We start from the raw sequence: 26591 nt of genomic DNA on the forward strand, positions 1-26591 counted from the left end.
GCCGCGGCTCAGCAGCCGACGGCCGTCAGCGGCCGGCCGACGGCCATCAGCCGTCAGCCGTCAGCCGAAGAGCAGGACCACGACCCCGTAGCTCGCCGCGGCGACCAGTCCCGCGGCCGGCATCGTGATGAACCAGCCCAGGATGATGTTCTTGGCGACGCCCCAGCGGACTGCGTTCACCCGCTTCGTGGCGCCCACACCCATGATCGCGGAGGTGATCACATGCGTCGTGGAGATCGGCGCGTGGAACAGGAACGCCGAGCCGAACATGATCGAGGCGCCCGTGGTCTCCGCCGCGAACCCCTGCGGCGGGTCCAGCTCGATGATCTTCCGGCCGAGCGTCCGCATGATGCGCCAGCCACCCGCGTACGTACCCAGCGAGAGCATCAGCGCGCAGACCAGCTTCACCCAGACCGGGATCGGGTCGCTCGGGCTCTCGACATCGGCGATGACCAGGGCCATCACCACGATGCCCATGGTCTTCTGCGCGTCCTGGAGACCGTGGCCGAGCGCCATGCCCGCGGCCGAGACCGTCTGCGCGATCCGGAAGCCGCGCTTGGCCTTGTGCGGGTTGGACTTCCGGAACATCCACATGATCGCGACCATCACCAGATAGCCGACGACCAGACCGATGACCGGCGAGACGAACATCGGGATGACGACCTTGTCGAGCACCCCGTCCCAGTGCACCAGCGTCCCGCCGGCCAGCGCGGCGCCGACCATGCCGCCGAACAGGGCGTGCGAGGACGAGGACGGCAGGCCGAAGTACCAGGTGACGAGGTTCCAGATGATGGCGCCGACGAGCGCGGCGAAGAGGATTCCCATCCCCTTGGCGCCCTCGGGCGTCGCGATCAGGCCCTCGCTGACGGTCTTGGCGACACCGCTGCCGAGGAACGCACCGGCCAGGTTCATCACCGCCGCCATCGCGAGCGCCGCGCGTGGGGTGAGCGCACGGGTGGAGACGGACGTGGCGATGGCGTTCGCCGAGTCGTGGAAGCCGTTCGTATACGTGAAGCCGAGCGCGACACCGATGGTCACGATCAGCGCAAAGGTGTCCACGTGGTTCAGGACTCCTTGACCGCGATGGTCTCCACCGTGTTGGCGACGTGCTCGAACGCGTCGGCCGCCTCTTCCAGCACGTCCACGATCTGCTTGAGCTTCAGCACCTCGATGGCGTCGTACTTGCCGTTGAAGAGATGAGCGAGCAGTTTGCGGTGGATCTGGTCGGCCTGGTTCTCCAGACGGTTGACCTCGATCCAGTACTCGGTGAGATTGTCCATCGTGCGCAGCCCCGGCATCGCCTCGGCGGTCAGCTCGGCCGCGCGGGCCAGCACCTCGATCTGCTGGGCAATGCCGTTGGGGAGTTCCTCGACCTGATAGAGCACGACCAGGTCGACGGCCTCCTCCATGAAGTCCATGATGTCGTCGAGCGACGACGCGAGGTTGTAAATGTCCTCGCGGTCGAACGGCGTAATGAAAGAGGAGTTCAGCTGGTGGAAGATCGCGTGGGTGGCATCGTCCCCCGCGTGCTCCGCTGCCCGCATGCGCTCCGCGATCTCGACTCGGGAGGCAGAGTCCGCCCCGAGCAGTTCCATCAGGAGTTTCGAGCCCGTGACGATGTTGTCCGCGGACGCGGAGAACATGTCGTAGAAGCTCGTCTCCCTGGGGGTCAGACGAAAGCGCACGTGGGGTCCTCGGGGTGCTTTGGATTCGGTCAGGCTGATGCTAGGCGCATCATCCGGCCACGGCTAACCGGCGTTCTTCAGTGTCGCGCATCAGGCACTGTGATCAGCACGGGCCCCCGGTCACGTTTCAGATGAATTCGTTAGGATATACCCACCAGGGGTATATAAACGGCAGGGTAAAGGGAAAACGGGAGGCAGTAATGACCACCACCGAGGCCGCCGGGACCGCCACGGAGACGGAATCCGCGATCACCGATCACGACCGGGGCATACACGGTTATCACCACCAGAAGGCCGAGCACCTCAAGCGGCTGCGCCGGATCGAGGGCCAGATCCGCGGCCTCCAGCGCATGGTCGACGAGGACGTCTACTGCATCGACATACTGACCCAGGTATCGGCGTCCACGAAGGCGCTCCAGTCGTTCGCGCTCCAGCTGCTGGAGGAGCACCTGCGGCACTGCGTCGCGGACGCGGCGGTCAAGGGCGGCGAGGAGATCGACGCCAAGGTCGAGGAAGCCACGAAGGCGATCGCCCGGCTGCTCCGCACCTGATGGCGGGGGCTCGGGCCGCAGGCGCCGCGCTCACCCCCGGCGCTATCCCTGCCGGGGGACGGTGGCCCGCTCGCTGATCACGCGGACGTCGAGCACCTCGTCGATACGGTCCGCGCTGAGCCGTTCCCCGATCGCGGCCGACGCGGCGATCATCAGCTCACCGCAGAGCTCGATCTCGGCGAGGGCCACATGGTCGGATACGGTCCGCGCGCTGAGCGTCACCACGTCACTCGCCTCTCACTGCCGTCACCGGCTTCCTAGCGTAGGGAGCGGACCACCCGCCGCGCATGGCACGGACGGACCATTTCACCGGTGCCGGCATGCCTACGTCGTCACGCCCGCATCCTGGCTCGCGCCCCCGCCCGTCCACCGCTCGGCTATTCCTGCCGGATCTGCCCGGTGTAGATGTCACGGCCGTCCGGCAGCCGTACGGAGACCGGCACCCCGAACCCGTACAGCAGTGTGGTCGACACCACCTCCACCGCCGGCCCCTTGTTGGCGAAGCTGAACCGGTGGCGCACCTTGCGCAGCCGCCCCTGCTCGTCGAGGTACGCGTCGAACGGCACCGTGACCTTGCTGAACCCTTTCGCTGCCGCGGCCAGCGCCCCGCGCGACCCGGGCCCGGCCTCGCGCGCGGCCAGCCCGATGTCCGCCGTCCCCCGGTAGTGCCGCACGGGGACTCCGGCGAGCACGGTCTTCTCCACGTACGTCACCTGCCGCGCCCCGAGCAGCAGTTCGGCGGCGGCCATCGGATCGGTCACCCCGCCGGTGACGAGGTTGCCGTCCTCCAGGGTCGTCGTGTCCACCCTGACCCATTTGTCGGCGGGCACTCCGGCGCCGCGGTTCATCATGTAGAGCGCGCCGGGGGCCAGCAGTTCGGTGATGGGGCGGTGCTCGTCCTCACCGGCGGCGTCCTCGGGCAGCACGACGGTGAGCCGGCCGGTCCGGTTGCGGAAGTCGTACGTGCCCCGGCCCCGGATGGTCACCCTCGTCCCGCCCGCCGCGGTCTCCATCGACGTCAGCACCTCGGCGGTCCCGGCGACGGCCGAGGAGTCGGAGGCGGGGGCTGCCGAGGAACCAGGAGAGGCCGACGAACCAGGGGAGGCCGAGGAACCGGGGGAGGCCGAGGAACCGGGGGAAGCCACCGACGCCGTTCCCGTCCCGCTCACCGTCCCCGCGAGCACCGCGGCCGCGCGGCGGACCGCGTCGAGGGAGTCGGCCCCGCCCCGTTCGTCGGCCACGGCCGGGCCACCGCCTCCGCCCGCCGAGCATCCGGCGGTCGCCGCCATCACGCCCACCACGGCAAGGGCGCAGACAGCGCGCACGCCGCCTTTGGACCTGTGCTGCCGCACCACCATCGCCTGCCAACCCCCAACGCCGTAACGCCTGCCCGAGAGGCCCGTCCGTTCCGCATAACGACGACCCGTGTCCCCCGTCACGCCGCCCCCACCGGGCACACCGCCGGGTGGCCGTGGCCAGTACCGTGGACGGGTGTATGACCGACGCACCGACGAGGTCCCGCCGACCGCCCCCACCGCCACGTCCGCCGGGCACGAACCCACGACCGTGGAGCGCGGTTCCTTCTGCACCGCGCGCTGCGCCTGCGGCTGGTCCGGCCCGGCCCGCCGCTCCAGGGACCGGGCACGTACGGATGCCGCGGAGCACCGCGCGGCACCCTGACCTCTTCCCCCGGTCCTTCCGCCGTCCCCGACCTCCATCTCTGCAGCCGATCCCCCCACGCCCGGCCTCCCCCAGCCACCGCCGGCCGGCCCATGAGCGCCAAGACTCGGAGATCCGATGAACCTGCCGCCCCTGCCCGCCCGGCGCACCCTCCTCACCGCGGGCGCCGCCGCGCTCGCCGGCGTCACCGCCACCGCCTGCAGCGGCACTTCCGGCGGCTCCACGGCCCCGTCCGACGCCGCCGGCACCTCCGACGGCTCCGGTACCTCGGGCAGCACGGGTGCCTCGTCCGCCCCACCGGCCCCGTCGAAATCCACCCCCACCGGACCGGCGGACTTCTCCGCCCTGGCCAAGAGCCTCGACGGTGGCCTCGTACGACCCCAGGACGCCTCCTATCCGACCGCCCGTCAGCTGTACAACACCCGCTTCGACGGCCTGAAGCCCGCCGCCGTCGCCTATGTCCGGCACGCGGCGGACATCCGCGAGTGCCTGGCCTTCGCCCGCCGCACGGGCACCCCCGTCTCCATCCGCAGCGGCGGCCACTCGTACGCGGGCTGGTCGAGCGGGAACGGACGGCTCGTCATCGACGTCTCGTCGCTGTCCCGTGTCGGGACGGACGGCACGATCGGCGCGGGCGCCAAGCTCATCGGCGTCTACCAGCGCCTCGCCCGCAGCGGCCTGACGATCCCCGGCGGCTCCTGCCCCACCGTCGGCATCTCCGGCCTCACCCTCGGCGGCGGCCACGGCGTCGCCTCCCGCGCATACGGCCTGACCTGCGACAGCCTGACCGCGGCGACGCTCGTCACGGCCGACGGCAAGACCCTCACCGTGGACGCCGGGCACCACCCGGACCTCTTCTGGGCGCTGCGCGGCGCGGGCAACGGCAACTTCGGCGTGGTCACCGAGCTGACGTTCCGCACCCGCCCGGTCCCGCGGACCGTCACCGCCTACATGTCGTGGCCGTGGTCACGCGCCCGGTCCGTCGTCTCGGCCTGGCAGGAGTGGGGCCCGGACCAGCCCGACGAGATCTGGTCCTCCGCACACCTCGCCGCCGGACCCGGGGGCGGCAACCCGACCGTCTCGGTCGCCGCGTTCAGCCTCGGTACGTACGGCGACCTGCAGAACGCCGTCGACCGCCTCGCCGACCGGATCGGCGCCCCGGCCTCCTCCGTGTCGCTGCGCCGCCGCAGCTACCAGGAGTCGATGCTCGTGTACGCGGGCTGCTCGGGCATCACCGACGCCCAGTGCCATCTGCCGGGGACGACGCCCGGCCGCACCACGCAGGGCACGCTCCGGCGCGAGACGTACGCCGCCGCGTCCGACTTCTACGACCGCTCGCTGTCCCCGGCGGGCGTGCAGGCCCTGCTCGACCGGACCGAGGCGTTCACCCGGATTCCGGTGACACAGTCCGGGGGCGGCGGCTCCATCGCGCTCACCGCGCTCGGCGGGGCGATCAACCGGGTCTCCCCGCAGTCGACGGCCTTCGTCCACCGGGGCTCGCGGGTGCTCGCGCAGTACATCGGTTCCTGGAGCCCCGGTACGACGGGCACCGCCCAGCAGGACTGGCTGAAAAACACTCATGCGGCGATGCGCCGGCACGCGTCGGGAGCGGCGTACCAGAACTACACCGACCCGACGCTGACCAACTGGCGCCGGGCCTACTACGGCTCGGCGGCCGACCGCCTCGCCGGTCTGAGGAAGCAGTACGACCCCGACCGCCTCTTCGCCTTCCCGCAGGCGCTCTGAGGGCGCCGGCCCTTATGCCGCGAGGTCCTTCTCGCCGTCGCCACCGCCCGTGCCCGGCCGCGGCTCGGGGATTCCGAACGCCCCGGCCGGGCCTCCGGCCGCCGCCACCGGCCGGCGCGACCGTACGAGCCACCCGAACCGGTCCGACCGCGAGACCGCCGCCACCAGCGGGGTCAGCAGCATCATCGCCAGCGGGGCGAGCAGCAGGGCGACCGCGGTGCCGAGCGCGAATCCGCCGATGACGTCGGTCGGGTAGTGGACGCCCATGTAGATCCGGCAGAAGCCCTCCAGGAGGGCCAGCGCGATCGCGGCGATGCCGAACTTCCGGTTGGCCACGAAGATCCCGACGGCCAGGGCCATCGCCATCGTGGCGTGGTCGCTCACGAAGGAGAAGTCGTTCTTCCCCGCCACCAGGACGTCCAGCCCCTGGTGGTCCCTGAACGGGCGGGGCCGGTGCACGAATCCGCGGATCGGGATGTTGATCAGGAGCGCGATCCCGGCGGCGAGCGGCGCCCAGACGAGCCCGGAGACCGCGGCCGCCGAGTCGTCGGCCGTGCCGCGGCGGCGCACGCTCCACCAGCACCACAGGACCACGAGGACCATGCCGAGCATGATTCCGTACTCACCGACGAACTCCATGACCCGGTCGAACCAGGTGGGAGCGGACTTCGCGAGTCCGTTGATGTCGTAGAGCAGGCTGACGTCGGGGTTCGACCCATCCAGTGCGAGTCCAGCCATCTGCTGCGGCCCCTTGCCTTGTCTGCTGCCGCGGGCACACCCGTGTGCACCGCTATGACGAACCCCCGTGTCGGTTCGATCACTGCGTAATTCAGTGCTTCATAAACCGGTGCGCAGTCGCTCCGGTCCACCCAGGGAACGACGCCCCCTGTGCCCGCGTTCCGCTCTCCACCGAATGATCACCATGACGTTATCGAAGAGTGACTCGTCGTCGCAGCTCAGGGCCCAGGCTTCACAGAGAGTTCCGGCCACCGCCGCCGCTGCGTCATGCCGCCGGCCGGGCCGTCGGAAGGGCGGCGGCCCCGTCCTTGGTCACGCGCGTCGCGCCGAAGTAGTCGGGCGCGTCGATCTTGTCGAACCGGATCACGGCCCCGGTGTACGGAGCGTTGATCATGTATCCGCCGCCGACGTAGATCCCCACGTGGTGGATGGCCCGCGAGTTGCCCAGGTCGTTCGAGAAGAACACCAGGTCGCCGGGGAGCAGCTCGTCCCGGGATGGGTGCGGCCCGGCGTTGTACTGATCGTTCGCCACCCGGGGCAGCTCGATGTCCACGGTCCGGTACGCGGCCTGGGTCAGCCCCGAGCAGTCGAACCGCCCGTTCTGCTCGGGCGTGCCGTTCCCGCCCCAGAGGTACGGCGTACCGAGCTTCTTCTGCGCGAAGTAGATCGCCCCGGCCGCCTGCTCCGAGGGCTGTACGCGCCCGACGGGCCTGGCGAAGCTCTTCTCCAGGGAACGGATGATGGTGACGTAGTTCTGGGTCTCCGAGATGTCCGGGATCCCACCGGCCCGGATCACCCGGTACGCGCCGGCGTTGTACGCGGCCAGCATGTTGTCCGTCTGGTCCCCCGGCACCTTCTTCACGTACCCGGCCAGTTCGCAGTCGTACGAGGCGGCGGACGGGATCGCGTCGGCCGGATCCCATACGTCCCGGTCGCCGTCCTTGTCCCCGTCGATCCCGTGACCGGCCCAGGTGCCGGGGATGAACTGGGCGATGCCCTGCGCGGCGGCGGGACTCTCGGCCCGGGGGTTCCACCCGCTCTCCTGGTAGAGCTGGGCGGCGAGCAGGGCCGGGTTGATGGCGGAGCAGAGGTTGCCCCACTTCTGCACCAGCGACTGGTACTTCGCGGGCACGGCCCCCTTGGCCAGCGCAACGGCCCCGCCGCCACCGGAACCTGCGAGTCCGGCGGCGGCGGAGTACGTACCGACGACGAGCAACGCCACGAAGCACATGGCCATGCCTACACCGATGCCACCGACCACCCAGAATTTCCGCACCCCTCAACCATCCCCCATCGGGGCCGTGTTCATGGCCGTTTTCGAGGGTGTGTGCGAGTCTTCCGGGTCATCGGGGCTCACAGGCCGGCCAATCCGGCGCACGGAACCGTCCGCCCGGCGCACCGGGTGCACCGGCCGGATCGGCCGGCGCACCCACCGAACGCCGAGTGACCGTCAGGAGGCTCCGGCGGACCAGAAGTCGGAGCGCACGTTGGGGCTCGGCAGCGGGTAGACGCCCTTGTAGGCCGGCCCGTTCGGCTTCGACGTGGAGTCGGCGACCTTCGACTCCTTCACACAGGGGCTGTCCGCCTCGAAGAAGGCCTGCCCCTTGGCCCGGATGCTCACACTGATGCCGAAGCCGTCCTTCGACACCGCGTAGACCGCAGGGAACTGCTCGTCCTTGTTCTTCGCCTTGATGCGGTAGTCGCCGGCGCGCCAGAACTTCTCGATCTGGTCCAGGAAGCCCTGCCGCCGCTCCGCGGAGACGATGGTCATCACGGTGCGCCTGCGCGTCACATCGCAGCTGCCCTTCGTCGTCGGGCCGTGGGCCCACTGCACCTCGGGGTCGATCGCCTTCAGTACGTCGTCGAGCATGCCGTCGGCCCGGTCGGCGGCCTCCTGCATGTCCATGCCGTTCCCCTTGGTGCTCTTGTCGCTCTTTGCGCTCTTGGTGGCCGTGGTGCTCGTGTCCGCACCCGGCTGCGCCTTCTCGCTGCCGCAGGCGGACAGCGCGAAACCTACGGCCAGAGCCACCGCGACGATCTGGAACCTTCGGCTCATCGGTACTCCTCAATCTTGAGCCGGTCGGCGTGTCCCGACACGATAAGGGCGATGCTGTCGGCGGACACGGCGTCCCGTGACGGGGTGAAGTAATTGGAGTGCGAGTCGAAGCTCATGGGCTTGCCCGGATCCACCGGGAACCGCCTGGCCCCGAACGCCGCGCTCGCCGGGTCCTTGCCGAACCAGAGGTCGTCGTCGCCCGGGTCCGCGAGGTCCCCTGCGGCGTACGCCCCGGCCGGTCCGCCCAGGATCATCCCGATCCCACCCACGATGACCTGTGTCTTGGACGGGAGCTTGGTCACCGGGTCGTTGGCCGCGGCGCCGACGAAGACGTGCCCGGCGCCGACGCCGAGGTCCACGGCACGGTCCACGCCCACCCCGGGGCTGCCGACCAGGATGATGTCGTCCACCCCCGGGATCCCCCCGAGCTTCTGGGTCGCGGCGCCGACGGTGCGCGAACCGTAGGAGTGCCCGATGGCCGTGATGTGCGGGTCCTTGTTCTGGTTGGTCGCGACGATGCCGCTCATGAAGTCGTTGTACGCCGCGCCGCCCTTCTCCGCCCGCGCGGTACCGGCGACCGCCAGGCTCTGCAGCCCGTCCGGCGTCTGCGGGGCGTCGTACCCGAGCCAGATGATCGCCGCGCTGGACGGGTCGTAGCCCTGGGCGCCGATCGCCGTGTCACGGGCCCGCTTGAGGCCGCTCTTCGCGAACTCCTCGTCGAGGGCGGTGTTCAGCCCCGGCACGTAGGCCGACACGTTCTTCGAGGTGTCGGGGTTCCCGTAGGAGACGATCGCCCGGCCGTTGCCCTCGTCGCTGATGCCGATGAGGTACATCGGGGGCTGGCTGCCCTCCTTCAACTGCCGGTCGATCTCCCGCAACCCGGCCAGCTGCTCCTGCGACTTCTTGTCGGTCCTGCCCTCCAGCTTCGAGATCAGGTTCGGCAGGTTGCGGCGGTTGGCCGTGTCCCGGTCCGCCACCGGAATCCCGTCCAGGCTGCCGATCTGGTCCGGGAGGAGCTCCAGGTAGCGGTCGCGCTGTTCCTGCGTCAGCCCGTTCCACCAGTACTCGCGGCCGGCCGCGCTGCCGCCGCGCGGGATGCGGTCGTTGAGGTACTGCCGCTCCCCGTCCCGTACCGCGGACTCGACGCGGGTACCGGACCCGGGCAGCCCGGTGAGCGCGCTGCCGCCTCCGCCGGAGCCCTTGGTCACGTCCCAGGCGGCCTGGATGTACTTGCCCTTGTCCCACTTGTCGCCGGCCTTGTTCGCGGCCTGCGCGTACTGGTCGACGACGCCCTTGGCGGTGTCGACGGGGTGCGCGATCGTGTCGATGGCCCCGGTGACGTCGCCCAGCAGACCGTCGCCCACGACTCCGGTGAGGAAGCCGCCCTTCGATTCGTCGGTGGAACCGGGGACCGGGGTTTGTCTACCCGCGTTGACTTCTGTAGAAGAACCACCGTTTCCATCCGAACCACCAGCGCCACCGGCACCACCGGCACCACCCGAGGCATCGCCCCCACCGGAACCACTACCGCCGGAGCCACTGCCCCCCGAGCCGCTGCCCCCGGTCGCGTCCGACCCGCCGGAGCCCGTTCCACCGGTCACGGTCGCGCCTTCGGACCCGGCACCACCGCCGCTGCCGTTCCCGCCCCCGTTGCCGTTCCCGTTGCTGCCGTCGGCGATGGCGCCAGGCGGCGGGCAGGCGCTTCCGGTCAGCTGGCAGATGGCGTTGCGGAGTTGACCGGACACCTGCCCGCCGATTCCCGTGGCCACCAGCCCGCCGATGAGGGCCACGACCACGAGGATCATGCCCAGGTACTCCATCGCGGTCTGACCGTTGTCCCGACGCGCCTTGAGCATCCGTCGTACGACACTGAACGGCCGGTGCTCGACGCGCTGTTCGGGAGCGAGCCTGAACCATGCGCGGGAGCTGGACCGGAACAGCAGGACGAGGATGACGACGGGCAGCACCAGCTGCGTCACGCCCCGGCCGTTCTCCGCGTCGTTCAGCGTCGCCAGCGCACCGAGCAGGAGCCAGGCGCTCACGGCCAGGAGCCCGCGCCGGATCCAGACGCCACCCGTCCGCAGGTACAGCGACAGCACGAACCCGGCGATGCCGGGCAGCGACGCGTACAGCACCATCCCCAGCAGCCGGCCGTCCACCGCATCGACGGACGAGGCCACGACCAATGCGTCGAACGCGCCCACGACCGTGAGAACGAAGAGCAATCGGACGAGAATCAGTACCGCCTGCAAGGGGCGCGACAGTGGCTGCCTGCCCGGAGGGACCTCGGCGGTGCTCACGTCAGCACCGCCCGGTACCGCTAGTTCTCGTATGCCAGACACGGCGAGTCTCCCCAGCTTTGTGAGTGGGCGCAGCGACAGTTCCCCCGGTATCCGTATGCGACCACAGCAGCGCAGACCCGGCATGGGCCCCAGGACCCAATACCGGGCTCAACGTCGCACCCGCGACCTGTCCCGTACTGCCACCGACCGGTCCGTTACGGTTCATTGGGGGCAGTGATGGGGCGTCAGGGCGCTCCGGCGGACCAGAAGGCGGAGCGGACGTTGGGGGTGGGCACCGGCTCGCCCACATGGCCTTCCTGGCCGGGGGCCAGGGTCGGCGGCGTGACCGGGGACTCATCGACGCAGGGTGTTGCCACTTCGAAGAACGCCTGGCCGCCCCCTCCGATGAGAAGCCGTACTCGAAACCCGTCGGGAGTCTCGAAGTAGGTGGCAGGACTTTCCGAGTTGGCGTTCACCCCGAGGCGGCGGTAGCCGGAGCCCTTCCACGCTCTCTCCACGACTCCGAGGAAACTGCCCCTGCGCGCTGCGGAGATCACGGTCACCACGGCGCGTCGTCGGGATACGTCGCAGCTCCCTTCCGTGGATTCTCCGTGCACCCAACGAACTTCCGGCCTGATACGGGAGAAAGTGCTGTCGAGGATCTCGTCCGCCCTGTCCGCCGCCTCTTGCATGTTCATCTCTGCGCCACCTCCACCATTTCCGGAACCAGACCGGCCGTCCCCGGCCTCACAACCTGCGAGCAGGAGGAGCGCCGCCGCAACCAGCAGAGCAGTACGCGGATTCACCTGGGACGCTCCTTCTGAATTTCGGAAGATCTCCCTGAGACGATCCGTGCGATGTTGTCCGCCGACATCTGATCCTTGGAGGGATCGAAGTAGTTGGAGTGGGCTTCCGCCACGTCATGTCCCCGTTCGAAGGTTCGCGGCCCATCGCTCACCGCGAATCGATTCGCGCCAAATTCGCGGTGTGCCGGGTCCGTTCCGAACCAGGCTTCGCTCTTGTCGGTCTGCGCGTCCTGCGCTGAGTAGCCGGCAAAGCCTCCCGCAACGCCACCCACTGCTCCGCCGATCGCAGCGCCCATCGGTCCAGCGCCTGCCCCCAGCACAAAACCGGTCGACGCCCCGCCGACGACACCGGTCCCGATTCCACTCGCTTCCTCGCTGTTGGGCAGCTTGGTAACCGGATCGTTCTCCGCAGCCCCCACGAACACGTGCTCCCTGCCGACACCCAACTCGTCGGCAGATCGCGCACCGGTCCCGGGGCTGCCCACCAGAACGATTTCATCAGCGCCCGGGATGCCGCCTTCCTCCTGGGCCGCCAGACCGACCGTCAAGGAGCCATAGGAATGCCCGATCGCCGTGACATGCGGATCTCCGCCCTGATGTGTTGCCGAAATTCCCGCCATGAACTGGTTGTACGCCGGAGCGCCCGCCGAGGCCGTGCTCTCACCTGCAACGTCCAGACTCCCCGCGAGATCGCTCACCGAAGCTTGCGGTGCGTCATATCCGAGCCAGACGATCGAGGCGGTCGAAGAACCCGGATTCATCTCGTTTGCGCCGATCGCGGTGTCCCTCGCCCGCTTCAAGTCGCCTTTCGCGAATTCCTTGTCCAGAGAGGTCCCCAGCCCGGGCACGTACGCCGCCACGTTCTTCGCCGTATCCGGATTCCCGAAGGAGACGATCGCCCGCCCGTTCCCCTCGTCCCCGATGCCGAGCAGGTACATCGGAGGGCGACTGCCCGCCTGCAGCTGCCGGTCGATCTCCCGCAGCGCCGCCAGCTGCGTCTGCGACTTCGCATCGTCCCGCCCCTCCAGCTTCCCCATCAGCAGCTGGAGGTTGTCCCGGTTCGCCGCATCCCGTACCAGCGCCGGAATGCCGTCCAGGTTGCCGATCCGGTCCGGGTACACCGCGAGGTACTCCTCGCGCTGTTCGTCCGTCAGGGCGGACCACCAGGACTTCCGCTCGGCCGGGGACGCGTCGTACGGGATCGCGTCCTTCAGGTAGCCGCGTGCCGCGTCACGTACCGCTGCCGCGTCGCCCGCCGCGTCCTTCCACGTCGAGTGCGGGACCCTCAGGCCCTCTTCGGCCTTCAGCCTCCGCAGGATCCGGGCGTACCGCCAGTCGATCTCGGCCGCCGTCCGCACGGCCTTCGCGACCCGGTCCGCGATGTCCTGCGCCTTCGCCACGTTCGGGTTGGGGGCGACCAGGCCCGAAGGCGCGTGCAGGCCGGGCGCCACGCCCCCGGCCGTCGCCGTGCCGCCCGGCAGCGGCCTGCCGTCGATCAGTCCCTCGCCCGCCGCCGGATAGGTCACCGAACCGTCCCCGTGCACGGTGAACTTCAGGGCCTCCGCGTCATCCAGCGCGTCCCGCAAGGCCCTTTGCTGGGTGCGCAGTTCGTGGGCCAGGCTATTCAGCGTCGTGCGGAGCAGGCCGCACTCCGTGTAGAGGTATCCCAGGTTCCGGCTCATCTGCCGCAGCCGTCCGACCGCCGCCTTCGCCGCCTCGCCGCGCTGCGTGTCGCGCAACCCGTTCAGCAGCTGCGTCTCGATCCGGTCCCGGCCCGCGTCGGCACGGTTGCTCGCCTTCCCCCACCCGTCGGCCGCGCCCTCCAGTTCGCCGCACTGCAGATCCCGTAACTGTGCCCAGGTCAGAGTCATCGCGCCTCGTCCCGACCCGACGGCGACGGCTCCGGCTCCGGCTCCGGCTCCGGCTCCGGCGACACCGAAGCCAAGGCAGACCTCACGGTCTCGTCCGTCCCGCCCTGGATCCGCGCGACGGCCCGTAGTTTCCCGGCCAGCGCCCGGCACTCCCCACGCGCCGCCTCGAACCTCCGCGTCCACGACTCCCGTACGGCACCCAGTTCCGCCATCGCGGTCAGTCCGCCGGTCCCGGCGAGGAGGCCCTCGTGCGCGGTCTCCAGCTCCGGCTTCACCGGGCCGAGGTGCGTACACATCCCTTCCACGCCACCGGCCGCCCTCAACCAGACACCGCCACTGTGCTTCAGTACGCCCCCACTGGCGTTCGGCTCCTGCCGGTCTCCCGGTTGTCCCACCACTGCCACTGCACCCACCCGCCCGTTCCTCGATCGCGGAGCGGCACTGTGCCAAATCCGACGGAGGCGACACGCCACACGCCCGGACACGGGTGGGCGGAGCGGCCCGTGGTTACCGGCCCTCCCGACGCGCTGCCCGCCGAGCGGATCACCCGAACGGTGGACGGTTACGCGCCCTGCTGGCGACCGCCGACGCCCCCGCCGTACGTCCTCGGGTCCACCGTGGCGAGGCGCTGGAGCGCGGCGGCGGCCAGGTCCTCGGGGGCGGCCCCGTCCTCCGGGATGTGCCACATGACGTACTGCCAGGGGGCCTCCTCCCCGTCCTGCCCGGGGGCCGGCCTCGTGCGGCATCTGAGGGATACGGCGATGAGGTCACGGTTCCTGAAGTCGGTACCGACCCACCACGGCTCCGCGTCCCAACGGGTGAGCAGCTCCGGCCGGTCGCGCAGGCCCGCCGCGATGAGCCGGGCGGTCCTGCGGGCCGGCCACGTCCACGAGTGGTCGTTCTCGGCGCGCTCGATCTCCGCGTCGTACGCGGCGGCCTCGAAGCGGTACTCGGGAAGCTCGCGCGCGGGCAGCAGGGAGGGCGGCGGGGCCGGGCGGCGCCAGTCGGACCAGACGACGTGGTTCCCGTCGCGGCGGATGGTGACGTGCAGCGCACCGCAGCAGCCCTCGGTGCAGTACGCCTCCGCGAGCTGTACTTCCCGTGGTTCGCCGGTGGCCCGCAGGCGGCCGCTGTCCAGCAGGTACTCCGGGGCGTGCGCGGGGCCCCGGCCGAAGGCCGCCGGCACCAGGGGGAGCCCGTCGATCAGAATGCGCGTCTCGACGACGTCCGGATCCACGGGATCGAGCACGGTGGCCTCGATCCTCAACCGGCCCGCCGAGGCCCGCCCCGCCGAAGCCGCGTGTTCGACATCGCGGCGGAACGGCTGACGGGCCGTGCGCCGGGCCCACTCCACCCGCCTCCGTTCGACGGAGGCGGAGCCGGGGCCGGGGCCGGAGCCCGAGTCGGAGCCCGAGTCGGAGTCGGAGTCGGAGTCCGAGCCCTCCGCGGGTTCGCCGGCCAGAAGCGCCCGCCAGGCCGGCCGGCTCAGCAAGGAGTCCAGTCCGTCGAGCAGTGCCTCGCGCCGGCCCGTCCCCCACTCCAGCAGGCGGCTCGGGCCGCTGTGCAGTTCGAGCGCGACGGACAGCAGGATCGCGTAATGATCGAGGGTGGGCGGCAGTTCGGCAGCGCGTACGGCGAATGCTTCGAAGAGGCGGACCGCCATTGGACAGGTGAGGATCTCGGCCCGGTCGTCGTTCATGCTCGACATCCGGCGCAGCAGCCGTCCCGCCCCGGCCACCAGCCTCCGGTCCCGGGCGCCGGCCTCCCTCAGGAGGCCGTCCAGCCGGACGGCCTCGGCGACTCTGCGAGCGGTCTCGGGCTGCACGACGCCCGCTTCCCGCAGCACAGTGCCCAGCCGTCCCCGGACGGAGGGCTCGTCGCCGACGGCGAGGGCATCGACCAGGGCGCGCAGCTCCGGGCCCCTGGCGTAGTGGCCCAGCCACACCAGGGCCGCGGTCGGCCTGTCGATGGCGTCGAGCGCCCGCACGACGTGGCTCGCGAGGTCCTGGAGCTGCCCGAGGGTCCTGAGGCAGGGGACATCCTCCGGTTCGCCGAGGCGGGTGAGGAGAGCGAGGCCGACGCAGACCGCCATGGGACCGGATCCCGTACGGGTCAGGCACCGGCCGAGCGCACGCGCCCAGTCCTCGTCCTCCAACGGCAACTCGGCGACCACGAACTGGACGTGCCCGCCCCGAACACTCAGTTCGGCGAGGCGCAGATGAATCTCCCGAGCGGCCCGAGCCGCGTCCGCCTCGGTCCTGGCCGTGTCCGAGGCGGCCGTCAGAGGGGCCAGCACCTCGGTCAGGGCCGCGCAGACCGCCTTCCAGGGAGTTCGGGTCCGGCGGCGGCGCTCCGGCGGGTCCGGCAGCGCGTATCCCCCTTCGGGGAGCCTGCCGCCGGGCTCCGCGCGGTGAAGGCGCAGGGCGTGGGCGTACAGCGAGAGAGCGGGAGCCGACGTGGGAGCTGGAGCGGACGTGGGAGTGAGCGCGCCGCGCTCTTCCGGGGTGCTCAACGGGCGGGGTGGTTCTCGATTCCATGAGTCATGCGCGGAGTCTGGCAGGCACCCCGGCCACGGACCACCAGATTTCCTTGTCCGCCTTTCGTGGACGCCCATTCGAGGACGTCAGCAGGACGTCAGTGAGGCGTCAGCGGAACGTGAGCGACCCACAGGATGCTTATGTTGTCAAGAGGTCAGAGAGAGCGGTTCGCCGCAGGATCCGGGCCTTGCCTCACCCTCATCCTGGGAGATTTCGATGCGTACGTTCCGCAGCCGCAAGCACACCGCTACCCTCGGCGCCGTCACCGCGGTCCTGGCTCTGGCCCTCACCGCCTGCAGCGGCGACGAGACCGGTACGAAGTCCGCCGGCCCGGCCGACAACACCGCGTCGGTCTCCTCCTCCCAGCCCTCCACCGACGCCACGACCACGGACGACAAGAAGGCCGGCGCCGCCGCGCAGAACACCGGCGCCACGAAGACGGGCACCTCGAAGACCGGCACCTCCGGCGGCGGCAGCACCTCGGGCGGCAACACCAGCGACAGCTACGCCTACAAGCACCCGTGCCAGAGCGGGGACCTGTCGGTGCGCGTGTACCCCCTGGAGGGTTCGGCCACCCAGCACGTGATCGAGGTCAACAACACCGGCGCGAACTCCTGCGGCCTGAGCTACTTCCCGCGTGTCAGCCTGGGCGCCTCGAAGGCCTCGGACCACAGCGGCGACATCACGCCGGCGGTTCCCGGCGGCCTGGGCGGCGCGCCCGCGTACCCGGTCAAGCCCAAGACGGCCGCCATCGCGGTGATCGACCTCAACCCGGGCGGCAAGGGCGGCGTGACCTGGGTCAACGAGATGAACGTGCTGGCCGACGGCGACCACATGCCCAACGCGGACACGCAGAACTTCGAGCTCGGCCCGGACGTCAAGGTCGGCGACCCGAAGCTCGGCCTGTACCGGAGCACGGTCGCCGACGCGGTGAGCTCCATGAAGACGGCGGGCAACTGACCTGCTGCACGAGGGCGTACGACGAGCTCCGCGGGACGCGGTTCCTCCCCTCCCCCTCGTCATACGCACCGCACACGCCACATACGCCGCAGAGGGCCTGGATCATCCTGGATCCGGGCCCTCTGCGGCGCTCTCGTCCCCTCCCCGCGCCGGGGACGACCGGCGACTCCACCGGACTAGTCGATCCACTCAACGGATGCGCCAAATCCAGCCAGTTCGTCAGAGCGGGCAAGGTCGTGTTCCACGGTGAGTACCCCTTCCCTCACGCCTAGTTGAACGTGAAGACCACCGGTCTCGGGCGCTCACCCCTTCGCGAGAACCTGAAGCTGGGCGCCCGGCACGAGCCCCGCCGACACCCGTTCCCGGGCCGGCACCGCCTCGCGGCGGACGGTCCGGAGGCGGCTCCGCGGCCGTCCGGAAGCAGTCCGAAAACGACCAGAATCCGGGCCGGGACGGCTGAGCCGGATGGGTAACGTTCGGCCGGAGTGGGAGTCACCGACACGGGGGCGAGGTGGGTGCACTGAGCGGGATCGTGGTCTATCTGCCGCGAAGGAGCGACGACGTCGGAGGGGTACCTTCCGGTGCCCCGGCCGACCCGGTGACGTTGCGGCTGGGTCCGGGGGAAGTGGCGCGTTTCGGGCGGGGCTCCGCGACGACCCCGGTCGAACTGCGCCTCGACGACGAGGCCATCTCCCGGCTGGCCGGCGAGATCCGGGTGACGGACGACCACTGGCAGCTGAGCAACCACAGCACGACCCAGAGCTACCTGGTGGAGAACCCGGAGGGCGCGGGAGAGTATCTGCGGGTCCCGCCCCGGCGGGCCGGCGCCCCCATCCCCTTCGAGTTCTCCCGGGTCGTGCTGCCCACCCGCCGCAACACCACCGTCTCCTTCCAGGTGTTCGCGCCCGACCACGTCTATCTGGACCCCTGCCCGGGCCCCGACGGCGCGGCGGGCCAGTGGGGCAGCCGCACCGTCATGGCGTACTCGCTGGACGAGACGGCCCTCTACTTCCTGATCCTGGTCGCACTCTGCGAACCCCGGCTGCGCGACGAGTCGCCGGTCGCGGTGCCGACCACTCCGCAGATCGTCGAACGGCTCAAGGGGCACGCCTCGTGCGGCCAGTTGAAGGCGCGGGCGGTCAGCTCGCACATCGACTACCTCGCCGAGGAGAAGATGCGGATCAGCGCTCCGGCCGAGCAGGGATCCGGAGGGGCGCGCCGCAACGGAAAGCGGGAGGCCCTCGTCGGGGTCGCGCTGCGGTTCGGGCTCGTACGGGAGGAACACCTGGCGCTACTGCCTCCCCGTACCACCACGCGCGTCCGGGGGCGGGAGACGGACAGTTGAGCGGCAGGCCCACCGGGGGCCGCGGCCCCCGGGCGGGAAGTGAACGTACGGAGCTGCTTCCGCGCGGCTACCGGGTCGGCGGCTGGGAGGTCACCGAGCCGATCGCGTCCGGCGGCTGGGCAACGGTGTACGCGGGCCGCCCGGTCGACCGCTCACCACAGCGGCCGGAGGCGGGACCGGGGCCGGAACCACGCCTGAACCCCGGGTCGGGGCCGGAATCGCGGCCGGCGGAGGTCGCGCTCAAGTTCCTGCCGACTGCGGGGCTCGCACCGCGCCAGGCCCGCAAGGTCGCGGAGACCGCCCGGCGGGAGGTCGAACTCGGCCACCGGGCCTGCCATCCGAGGCTGATCCGTCTGCTGGACTCCCTCGTGATCAGCGACCCGGACCGGCCGTTCCTGGACGGTGCGATCGTGCTGGTGATGGAGCGGGCCGAGCGCAGTCTGCGTGACCTGTTCGATGCCGGGGGCGCGGAAGCGGACGCCGCCCGGCTGTTCGCCGGGATCTGCGAGGGCCTGGCCCATCTGCACGGCAGCGGCTGGGTGCACGGCGACCTCAAGCCGGAGAACATCCTGCTGATGGCCGACGGTGCGCTCAAGCTGTCGGACTTCGGGCTCGCCACCGAACTGACCGGCACCCACGGCACCCACGGGTACGCGCCGCCGATGGGCACCCTGGACTACCTCCCGCCCGAACGCTGGCAGGCCCCGCTCGGCGAGCACGGCGTGGAGGTCCGGCCCAGTGCCGACATCTGGGCCCTGGGCATCATGGTCCACGAGGTGTTCGCGTCCGGTGCCTCGCCGTTCCCCGGCGCGACGCCGGTGGCGCGCGGTGCGGCGGTACAGGAGTACGCCGACGGGCGCGCACCGCTGCGGCTCGCCGCTGCGCTGCCGCCGTTCTGGCGCGCCCTGGCCGCCGACTGCCTGGCCCCGACCCACGCCGACCGCGCCGAGCACAGCGCCGAGAGCCTCCTCGCGCGCATCACCGCCCGGTCGCCGGTGCCCCGTCCCGCACGCCGCCGGTGGATGTCCCGCGCCGCCCTGGTGACCGTCGCCGTGTGCTCGGTGGCCGCGACGGTCTGGTCACACGCCGTCGGGGCCGTCGGCGACGGCGCCTCGGGTGCGAGGAGTGGACCACCGGCCCGGCTCAGGGTGTTCAACGCCGACGACGGGTGCCGGGTACGCACGGACCGGAACCCGCAGTGCAGCCTCGGCCTGGCGATCGACCCGCTTCAGCCGTACACCGTCGACAACGTTGTACCGGTACGGGTGTGGCACGGCGACGTCCTCGCCGTCGACTGCCGCCTCGCCCGGGGGATCCCCATCATCGACGAGTCGGACGCGAGCTCCACCGAGTGGTACCGCGTCCGCCTGCCGGCCGGCTCGACCGCTTCGTCGGCCTCCGCCTCCTCCGCCGCCTCCGCCGCAACCACCGCCTGGCTGCCGGCCGTGCGTACGGCGGACCACCCCCAGGTCCCCGACTGCCCGCGCCCCACGGGCACACCCGTGCCCACGCCCGCACCCGCGCAAGTACCCACCTCCGTACCCGCGTCCGTGCCTGTTCGCTGAGTTTCGGCGATCGCGTCGCGGGCTGTCACTCCGGATCGTTCCGGATGTGCGGCCCGGCACCCCGCCACTACTTTGCGGACCGTCGCCAACTCGGCCGAGAACCAACGGACGGAAGAGGAAACAGCCCATGCGTGGCACGCGCTCGCTCCTGCTCGGCGGGGTCCTCGCCCTCGCCTCCCTGGCCGCGCCTTCCGGCGCCCTGGCCGCCGAGAACGGCTCGCCGTCCCCCGCGCGGGCCGACGACGCCATCCAGAGTTTCCGCAATCAGGCCACGGGCCGTTGCATGGACGACACCGACAACGGCTTCCGCACGTGGAGCTGCAACGGAAGCAACCCGCAGCTGTGGACCGTACACACCTGGGACGACGGAACACGCCAGCTGCGCAACATCAACACGGGCCGCTGCATCGAGGACACGGACAACGGGTTCCGTACCATCGGCACGTGCAGCTCCAGCCCGGAGCAGAGCTGGTGGGTCAAGGTCTGGGCCGACGGCACCGTCCGCTTCCAGAACCAGGCCACCCTGCGGTGCATCGACGACAGCTCCCTGGGCTTCCGCACCTGGGCGTGCAACGACACCCCGTACCAGAGCTGGTCCTGACACCGGTGCCCGGAACTCCACGAGTTCCTGGATCCCCTCTGTCCCTCCCGTTCTCCTCCAGGCTTTTCCGAAACGAAGGAGCAGGCACGTGCGTGGCTCTACCGAACGACGCGCGATACGGAGATCAGCGGTCCTGCTGATCGCACTGGCCGCCGTGACCGGCCTCGGCAACCCGGCATTCGCGCAGAGCGCGAGCGATGTGCCGGGCCCCCTCGGGCACGCCGCACCGGCCACGCTGTACTGCGACATCCCGGCGGACCGGGACATCGCCGTGACCCGCAAGGTGTACGAGGTCGGGCAGCGCCGCGGCGTGTCCGACAAGGTGATGCTCGCCGGCTTCGAGACGGGCTGGGTCGAGTCCCGGATGAACAACCTGGCGTGCGGTGACCGGGATTCGCTCGGTGTCTTCCAGCAGCGGCCCTCGATGGGCTGGTGCGAACCCGCCCAGTGCCTCGACGTCGACTACGCGGCGAACAAGTTCTTCGAGGTGGCCCAGCAGATGGAGCCCGACTGGGACACCGCGGGCGAGCTGGCCCAGGCCGTACAGCGCTCCGCGTACCCCGAGCGCTACCCGCAGGCGGAGGGCTACGCGCGGGAGTTGATGGCCGAGGCGTTCCAGCCGTACGGCACGATCGGCGCGAAGTACGCCGGCCTCGGCGGCCACGACGGGCCGCTCGGCCGGCCGGTCCGAGCCGAGGAGGACTCCTCGCTGGGCGGGCGGTTCCAGCTCTTCCAGAACGGGATCGTCATCTGGCACCCGGACGAGGCCCACGCGATCTACGGGGACATCCTCACGAAGTTCTGGGACACCGACGCCGAACGCCGCTGGGGCTTCCCGACCACCGACGAAGCCGACGCCGCACAAGCACCCGACGGCACCAAGGGCCGCTACCAGTTCTTCGAACGAGGCCTCTTCCTCTGGTCCCCCCGGACCGGCGCCCACACCGTCCACGGCGCCATCTACGACGCCTTCCACGCCGCCGGACATGAAACCGCACTCGGCTACCCCCTCACCGACGAAACCGACGAAGCAGGCGGCGGCAAAGCCCAGAAATTCCAGAAAGCCACCATCCACTGGACCGCCGACAAGGGCACCTGGATCACCAACAACTGACGGGGAGGCAGTAATGAGATCGATCAGCTCCGTGGGATGGCCCGGATCGCTGAACTTCCGACTGACTCTCCGGCGTGCGCTCGGTGCGGTGACGCTGGTCATGGCGGCCCTCGCGGTCATGTTCACCACGGCACCGGCCGCGACCGCGTCGGAGCCGGGCGGGCCGATCGGGCGCGGCGAGGCGATGGACCGCGCGTGGTCGTGGATCGCCGAGCAGGTGCCGTACAGCCAGAGCGGCTGCCACCAGAACCGGTTCGGCTGCTACCGGCCGGACTGCTCGGGCTATGTGTCGATGGCCTGGAACCTCGGTACGTCCCTGACCACATGGGGTCTGTGGGACGTCACCTTCGACATCCCGGCGAGCGACCTGCAACCCGGTGACGCCCTGCTGCGCGACTCGGGCGGCACGGACCACGTGGCGCTGTTCCTCCGCTGGGCGGACCCCGCCCACACCCAGCCGGTGGTGCGCGAGGAGTACGACTTCGGGCACGTCGCCGAGGAGCGGGTGTGGGGCGACGGGCTCAGGGGCTTCACGCCCCGCCGTTACAACAACCTGGACGACCTGATCCCGTACGGCACCATCGCGACGAAGTACGACAGCACGGGCGGCCCCAATGGTCCGCTGGGCCGGCCGATCACGGGGGAGCGCGACTCCTCGCTGGGCGGGCGCTTCCAGCAGTTCCAGAACGGGATCGTCATCTGGCACCCCGACGAGGCCCACGCGATCTACGGGGACATCCTCACGAAGTTCTGGGACACCGACGCCGAACGCCGCTGGGGCTTCCCGACCACCGACGAAGCCGACGCCGCACAAGCACCCGACGGCACCAAGGGCCGCTACCAGTTCTTCGAACGAGGACTCTTCCTCTGGTCCCCCCGGACCGGCGCCCACGCCGTCCACGGCGCCATCTACGACGCCTTCCACGCCGCCGGACACGAAACCGCACTCGGCTACCCCCTCACCGACGAAACCGACGAAGCAGGCGGCGGCAAAGCCCAGAAATTCCAGAAAGCCACCATCCACTGGACCGCCGACAAGGGCACCTGGATCACCAACAACTGACCGACAGCTGACCGACAGCTGACCGAGAACCAACTGACCGACAGCTGAGCGAGAACTAGGAGATCGCGTTGAGCGAGCAGCACCCCACCCGCCGGAACGTCCTGAAGACCGCCGGCGGGCTCTCCGCGGCACTGGCGCTCGGCGCCGGGGGCGTCCTGGCCGCGGCCACGACGGCGAGCGCGGCCGGTGACGGCTTCGGGCTGCACATCGTGGACCACGACGAGCGCGACCGGCGCATGAAGTACTACCGGTTCCAGACCGGCGCGATCGGCTGGAACCCCGGCGTCAACGTCCTGCTCCCCGACGACTACGACACCAGCGGCCGCACCTACCCGGTGCTCTACCTCTTCCACGGCGGCGGCCTCACCTCGGACTTCATCGAGTTCGACCGCGCGGGCGTCCGAGACTGGACCGCCGTGAAGCCGATCATCGTCGTGATGCCCGACGGCGGCCACGCCGGCTGGTACTCCAACCCGGTCAGCTCCAACACCGGCCCCCGGAACTGGGAGACCTTCCACATCGCCCAGCTGCTCCCGTGGATCGACGCGAACTTCCGTACGTACGCCGAGTACGACGGCCGCGCCGTCGCCGGGTTCTCGATGGGCGGCTTCGGCGCGCTGAAGTACGCCGCGAAGTACTACGGCCACTTCGCCTCGGTCAGCGCCCACTCCGGCCCGGCCAGCCTGCGCCGCAATCTCGGCGCGGTCACGCACTGGGCCAATGTGTCCTCCGCCGCCGCGGACCTGGCGGGCGGCACGGTCTACGGAGCTCCGCTGTGGGACGAGGCCCGGGTCAGCGCCGACAACCCGGTCGAGCGCATCGGGAGCTACCGCAACAAGCGGATCTTCCTGGTCGCCGGAACCGGTGGCCAGGCCGTGCCCTGGTTCAGCCAGATCACCGAGGACAACGTGCTCCAGGGCCAGCGGGAGTTCCGCGGCCTCCTCGACGGGGCCGGCATCCCGTACGAGGCGCACGAGGAGCCCGGCAGCCATGAGTTCCGCGTACCGCTGTTCCTCCGCGACCTCGACGGCATCATCGGGCGCCTCCGCAAGGCCTGACACGGAAGACTGCCGTACCCCCATACCCCCCGTACCTCACTCTTCGCCCCGCCCTCACCCTCAGACACACGGAGAGCCGAACATGCCCACCCCTTCACAGCCCCCACAGCCCTCGCAGCCGGCCCACCGAGCCGCCGCCACCCGCCGGTCGGCGCTCAAGGCAGGCATGGGCTTCGCCCTGGGCGCCGGCCTGCTGGGGGCCGCCCCCGGCGTGGCGGCCGCCGACGACCGGTACGCCCGGACGGCCGCCGGGCGCCCGGCCGCGCGACTGCTCCAGACCGGCACCCCGCTGTGCGAGCAGCCCGGTGACTCGGCGAGCGCGCAGGGGCTCGGCTCGGGGGACCTGGCGATCCCGTACTACCGGGAGCACGACAACACCTGGGGCTACGTGTTCGGCGACGCGTTCGGCGGGATCGCCCAGGCCGACCCCTACCTGGGTTCCCCGGTGATCCTGAACCAGGCGGACTTCGACGCCTCCGGCGCGTCCCCGATCTCGTTCTCCTGGGCGATGCCGACCGGGGGCGCCGCCGATCAGTGCTTCGACTACGCGCACTGGGCGGACAACGGGCACGGCTTCGAGATCTCCCGCATCCCCAACGACTGCATCGAATTCGGGGGCCGCACCTACATCCAGTACACGTCCGTGGCCCTGTGGGAGAACATCCCGGCCGGGTACGACGGCTCGCTGATGTCGGGCGTCGCGTACTCGGACGACTACGGCGTGACCTGGCAGGACTACCCGTACCACTGGGCCGGCGACACCCAGGGGACCAACCAGTCCATGTATGGGATGTGGTCGTTCGCGGGCATCGACCCCGACGGCTGGCTGTACATCTTCTCCAAGCGCTGGAACGGCACACACGCGAACACCGCCGACGGCGGAGCGATCCAGTTGTTCCGCATCCGGCCCGACGAGTTCCGCGCGGGCAACTTCGGGGCCCAGGAGAACTGGGCCTTCCTGGACGGCCGTTGGCAGTGGACAAGGGCGGTGGGCCCGTCGGTCATGCTGTCCGGGAACAAGATCGGCGAGTTCTCCGTCAAGCGGATCGGCAACACGTACTGCATGAGCTACTTCGACGTGGACGACTACGCGATCTGCACGCGCACCGCGTCCCGCCCGGACGCCGTGTGGACCGCCCCCAAGCCCCAGATCGTCGGCGACGGCCTCCCGCCCCACCACTGGGGCAAGCCCCAACTCCCGTTCCTCTACGGCGGATACATCCACCCCGGCAGCGCGAGCGCCACATCCCTGACCCTGATCGCCTCGCAGTGGCAGTCCGTGAACCACGGCAAGACGCCGTACCGCGTCCTCCAGTACGACGGCATCCGGCCCTGACGGGCAGGGCGCCGCGCACGTAACGGCCACACCAGCTCGACAGGCACATCGGGGCGTCACCAAGCACCACGGTGACGCCCCGCGCCATGTGCCGCCTCCGCCCGCTACGCCTTCGCCGCGCATTCCACCCAGAGCAGCTTCCCGCCCTGCCCCGGCAGCCCACCGCCCCGCATGGGGTACGCGCCCCAGCACTCCGCGTACAGCGTGATGAGGTACAACCCCCGTCCCTATTCGGCCAGTTCCTCCGGCGCAGGAGCGCCCCACCGGAACGGGGCGGGGATGTGCGGATCGGTGTCCCACACGCTCATCCGTACGCGGCTGCGCCCGGCGTCGCGCAGGCGCAGGGAGTACGGCCCCGATGAGTACAGGTAGGCGTTGGTGACCAGCTCGCTCGCCAACAGCTCGGCTGTCTCGGTGAGTTCTCGCATGCCGTGCACGCGCAGGACGTTGCGGAGGGTGGCACGGGCGACGCCGGGGGCGCGGGGATCCTGCGGGAGTTGGAGGGTGTATGTCCAGGGTGGGGATACCGTGGCACTGACCATGGAAGTCTCCGTTCACGGAGGGAAGTCGGATGGTGCGCTTCGGATTGCCCGGTGACGAGGCCGCTCCGTCGAGCGGGGTACTTCCGGGCGGGTGGCCTGAGACACAGACCAGGGCTCGACATGGAATACATTCCACGAAGTTCACGGAATGCATTACAGATACCCTCGTGTGGGTGACCGAGCCGGGGAGCAAGTGATGTCAGCCGGCGCCAGGCCAACAGCCCGCCGTCAACGACTGGGAGCGGAGCTTCGAAAGTTGCGCGAGCGTGCCGGAGTCACCGCGACCGAGGCCGCCAAACTCATCGGCGGCAACCAGGCTCGCATCAGCAACATCGAAGCCGGCCGCTACGGCGTCAGCGCCGAGCGGGTGCGCGCACTGTCCTGCCACTACGACTGCTCGGACCACGAGCTGGTCAACGCGCTGGCCGCCATGACCGGTGACCGCAAGCGCGGCTGGTGGGAGGAGTACCGCGAGATCCTCTCCAGCAGCCTGTTGGACCTGGCGGAACTGGAACACCACGGGACCGCGCTACGCACCTCGCACACAGCCGGACTGCCCGGACTGCTCCAGACCGCGGACCACGCGCGCGAGGTCTTCCGTCAGGTCGTTCCCGCCCTGCCTCCTCCGGAGATCGAGCACCGCCTGTCCTTTCGTATCAAGCGTCAGAGCATCGTTTTCCGAGAAAACCCGCTCCCGTACCACGCGGTCATCCACGAAGCTGCCCTGCACATGGAATTCGGCGGGTCAACCGTGGCCAGGCAACAGCTGGCACATCTCCTGACCATGAGCGAGCGCGGGCACATCACAATCCAAGTGATCCCGTTCAAGGCGGGCGGGTATCCAGGAGCGGGCCAGCCCATCTATTACGTTCACGGCCCCGTTCCACAGTTGGACACCGTTCAACTGGATCAGTCACACGGCATCGCCCTCCTCGACGCCGAAGCCCAACTCCACAAATACCGCCAGGTCCTGGCCCGTCTGGAGTCCCTTGCCCTGGGTGCTGCCGAGTCGCGGGACCTGATGCACAACATCGCCCAGAACCTATGAAGGGATC

24 protein-coding genes and 1 pseudogene are annotated in these 26591 nt (G+C 70.3%); 12 read left to right on the forward strand and 13 right to left on the reverse strand.

Annotation, left to right across the window (positions count from 1 at the left end):
- Window positions 1-60 precede the first annotated feature (60 nt).
- Both OG842_RS18475 and OG842_RS18480 read right to left on the reverse strand, forming a co-directional pair.
- A complete protein-coding gene (locus OG842_RS18475; protein WP_266730985.1) occupies window positions 61-1059 on the reverse strand; it encodes an inorganic phosphate transporter in 999 nt (332 codons plus the stop codon).
- 5 nt (window positions 1060-1064) lie between these two features.
- Window positions 1065-1685, reverse strand: coding sequence for a DUF47 domain-containing protein (locus OG842_RS18480; protein WP_072488031.1), 621 nt, complete (start codon window positions 1683-1685; stop codon window positions 1065-1067).
- 200 nt (window positions 1686-1885) lie between these two features.
- Here OG842_RS18480 and OG842_RS18485 point away from each other — a divergent pair, with 200 nt between their 5' ends.
- Window positions 1886-2236: a metal-sensitive transcriptional regulator gene (locus OG842_RS18485; RefSeq protein ID WP_266730986.1), complete on the forward strand. Its 351-nt coding sequence runs from the start codon at window positions 1886-1888 to the stop codon at window positions 2234-2236.
- Window positions 2237-2278: 42 nt separating this feature from the next.
- Here OG842_RS18485 and OG842_RS18490 read toward each other — a convergent pair whose 3' ends face one another.
- Together OG842_RS18490 and OG842_RS18495 are read right to left on the reverse strand one after the other, a co-directional pair.
- Complete coding sequence (locus tag OG842_RS18490; RefSeq protein ID WP_266730987.1) at window positions 2279-2461, reverse strand: hypothetical protein; 183 nt, start codon at window positions 2459-2461, stop codon at window positions 2279-2281.
- A 152-nt stretch (window positions 2462-2613) separates the two neighbouring features.
- The gene (locus OG842_RS18495) at window positions 2614-3594 is read right to left on the reverse strand and encodes a hypothetical protein (protein ID WP_266730988.1); all 981 of its coding nucleotides are present in this window, start codon (window positions 3592-3594) and stop codon (window positions 2614-2616) included.
- 133 nt (window positions 3595-3727) lie between these two features.
- Here OG842_RS18495 and OG842_RS18500 point away from each other — a divergent pair, with 133 nt between their 5' ends.
- Both OG842_RS18500 and OG842_RS18505 read left to right on the forward strand, forming a co-directional pair.
- Window positions 3728-3916 (forward strand): hypothetical protein, encoded by a 189-nt coding sequence (locus tag OG842_RS18500; RefSeq protein ID WP_266730989.1) that lies wholly within the window; start codon window positions 3728-3730, stop codon window positions 3914-3916.
- 117 nt (window positions 3917-4033) lie between these two features.
- Entirely contained in the window at window positions 4034-5662 is a 1629-nt protein-coding gene (locus OG842_RS18505; protein WP_266730990.1) for an FAD-binding oxidoreductase, read from the forward strand.
- Window positions 5663-5674: 12 nt separating this feature from the next.
- Here OG842_RS18505 and OG842_RS18510 read toward each other — a convergent pair whose 3' ends face one another.
- The 8 genes from OG842_RS18510 to OG842_RS18545 form a co-directional block, all read right to left on the reverse strand.
- Entirely contained in the window at window positions 5675-6400 is a 726-nt protein-coding gene (locus OG842_RS18510) for a phosphatase PAP2 family protein (RefSeq protein WP_266730991.1), read from the reverse strand.
- Window positions 6401-6665: 265 nt separating this feature from the next.
- Entirely contained in the window at window positions 6666-7661 is a 996-nt protein-coding gene (locus OG842_RS18515; RefSeq protein ID WP_323185810.1) for a C40 family peptidase, read from the reverse strand.
- A gap of 189 nt (window positions 7662-7850) precedes the next feature.
- Window positions 7851-8456 (reverse strand): hypothetical protein, encoded by a 606-nt coding sequence (locus OG842_RS18520; RefSeq protein WP_266730992.1) that lies wholly within the window; start codon window positions 8454-8456, stop codon window positions 7851-7853.
- Window positions 8453-10720: an alpha/beta hydrolase gene (locus tag OG842_RS18525; protein ID WP_266733669.1), complete on the reverse strand. Its 2268-nt coding sequence runs from the start codon at window positions 10718-10720 to the stop codon at window positions 8453-8455. The genes OG842_RS18520 and OG842_RS18525 overlap by 4 nt, the downstream gene beginning before the upstream one ends.
- A 263-nt stretch (window positions 10721-10983) precedes the next feature.
- A complete protein-coding gene (locus tag OG842_RS18530) occupies window positions 10984-11436 on the reverse strand; it encodes a hypothetical protein (RefSeq protein WP_266730993.1) in 453 nt (150 codons plus the stop codon).
- 104 nt (window positions 11437-11540) lie between these two features.
- Complete coding sequence (locus tag OG842_RS18535) at window positions 11541-13415, reverse strand: alpha/beta hydrolase (RefSeq protein WP_266730994.1); 1875 nt, start codon at window positions 13413-13415, stop codon at window positions 11541-11543.
- Window positions 13412-13711: a hypothetical protein gene (locus tag OG842_RS18540; protein WP_328512374.1), complete on the reverse strand. Its 300-nt coding sequence runs from the start codon at window positions 13709-13711 to the stop codon at window positions 13412-13414. Before OG842_RS18540 ends, OG842_RS18535 begins: the two co-directional genes overlap by 4 nt.
- Window positions 13712-13977: 266 nt before the next feature.
- Window positions 13978-15927 carry a hypothetical protein gene (locus tag OG842_RS18545; protein WP_328512375.1) on the reverse strand — a complete coding sequence of 650 codons (1950 nt, stop codon included), beginning with the start codon at window positions 15925-15927 and terminating at the stop codon, window positions 13978-13980.
- A gap of 241 nt (window positions 15928-16168) precedes the next feature.
- Between OG842_RS18545 and OG842_RS18550 the strand changes: the two genes are divergently transcribed.
- The 8 genes from OG842_RS18550 to OG842_RS18585 all read left to right on the forward strand — a co-directional run bounded on the left by OG842_RS18550 (window position 16169) and on the right by OG842_RS18585 (window position 24994).
- Entirely contained in the window at window positions 16169-16912 is a 744-nt protein-coding gene (locus OG842_RS18550) for a DUF4232 domain-containing protein (RefSeq protein ID WP_266730997.1), read from the forward strand.
- Between the two features lie 520 nt (window positions 16913-17432).
- Window positions 17433-18257, forward strand: a complete 825-nt coding sequence (locus tag OG842_RS18555) for a serine/threonine protein kinase (protein WP_266733671.1) — start codon at window positions 17433-17435, stop codon at window positions 18255-18257.
- The gene (locus OG842_RS18560; RefSeq protein ID WP_328512376.1) at window positions 18254-19822 is read left to right on the forward strand and encodes a serine/threonine-protein kinase; all 1569 of its coding nucleotides are present in this window, start codon (window positions 18254-18256) and stop codon (window positions 19820-19822) included. Before OG842_RS18555 ends, OG842_RS18560 begins: the two co-directional genes overlap by 4 nt.
- Before the next feature lie 127 nt (window positions 19823-19949).
- The gene (locus OG842_RS18565; protein ID WP_328512377.1) at window positions 19950-20423 is read left to right on the forward strand and encodes an RICIN domain-containing protein; all 474 of its coding nucleotides are present in this window, start codon (window positions 19950-19952) and stop codon (window positions 20421-20423) included.
- Window positions 20424-20511: 88 nt separating this feature from the next.
- The gene (locus OG842_RS18570) at window positions 20512-21537 is read left to right on the forward strand and encodes an LGFP repeat-containing protein (protein ID WP_328512378.1); all 1026 of its coding nucleotides are present in this window, start codon (window positions 20512-20514) and stop codon (window positions 21535-21537) included.
- 100 nt (window positions 21538-21637) lie between these two features.
- Window positions 21638-22600 carry a hypothetical protein gene (locus tag OG842_RS18575; RefSeq protein WP_328512670.1) on the forward strand — a complete coding sequence of 321 codons (963 nt, stop codon included), beginning with the start codon at window positions 21638-21640 and terminating at the stop codon, window positions 22598-22600.
- 68 nt (window positions 22601-22668) lie between these two features.
- The gene (locus OG842_RS18580) at window positions 22669-23658 is read left to right on the forward strand and encodes an alpha/beta hydrolase (protein ID WP_328512379.1); all 990 of its coding nucleotides are present in this window, start codon (window positions 22669-22671) and stop codon (window positions 23656-23658) included.
- 82 nt (window positions 23659-23740) lie between these two features.
- Window positions 23741-24994: a DUF4185 domain-containing protein gene (locus tag OG842_RS18585; RefSeq protein ID WP_328512380.1), complete on the forward strand. Its 1254-nt coding sequence runs from the start codon at window positions 23741-23743 to the stop codon at window positions 24992-24994.
- A 104-nt stretch (window positions 24995-25098) separates the two neighbouring features.
- On the opposite strand, the pseudogene OG842_RS18590 reads toward OG842_RS18585, so the two are convergent.
- A pseudogene (locus tag OG842_RS18590) lies at window positions 25099-25536 on the reverse strand (ATP-binding protein).
- 196 nt (window positions 25537-25732) lie between these two features.
- Between OG842_RS18590 and OG842_RS18595 the strand changes: the two are divergent.
- Window positions 25733-26584 (forward strand): helix-turn-helix domain-containing protein, encoded by an 852-nt coding sequence (locus OG842_RS18595; RefSeq protein WP_266731003.1) that lies wholly within the window; start codon window positions 25733-25735, stop codon window positions 26582-26584.
- Window positions 26585-26591: the final 7 nt, after the last annotated feature.

Source organism: Streptomyces sp. NBC_00376 (assembly GCF_036077095.1).
GTDB lineage: Bacteria > Actinomycetota > Actinomycetes > Streptomycetales > Streptomycetaceae > Streptomyces.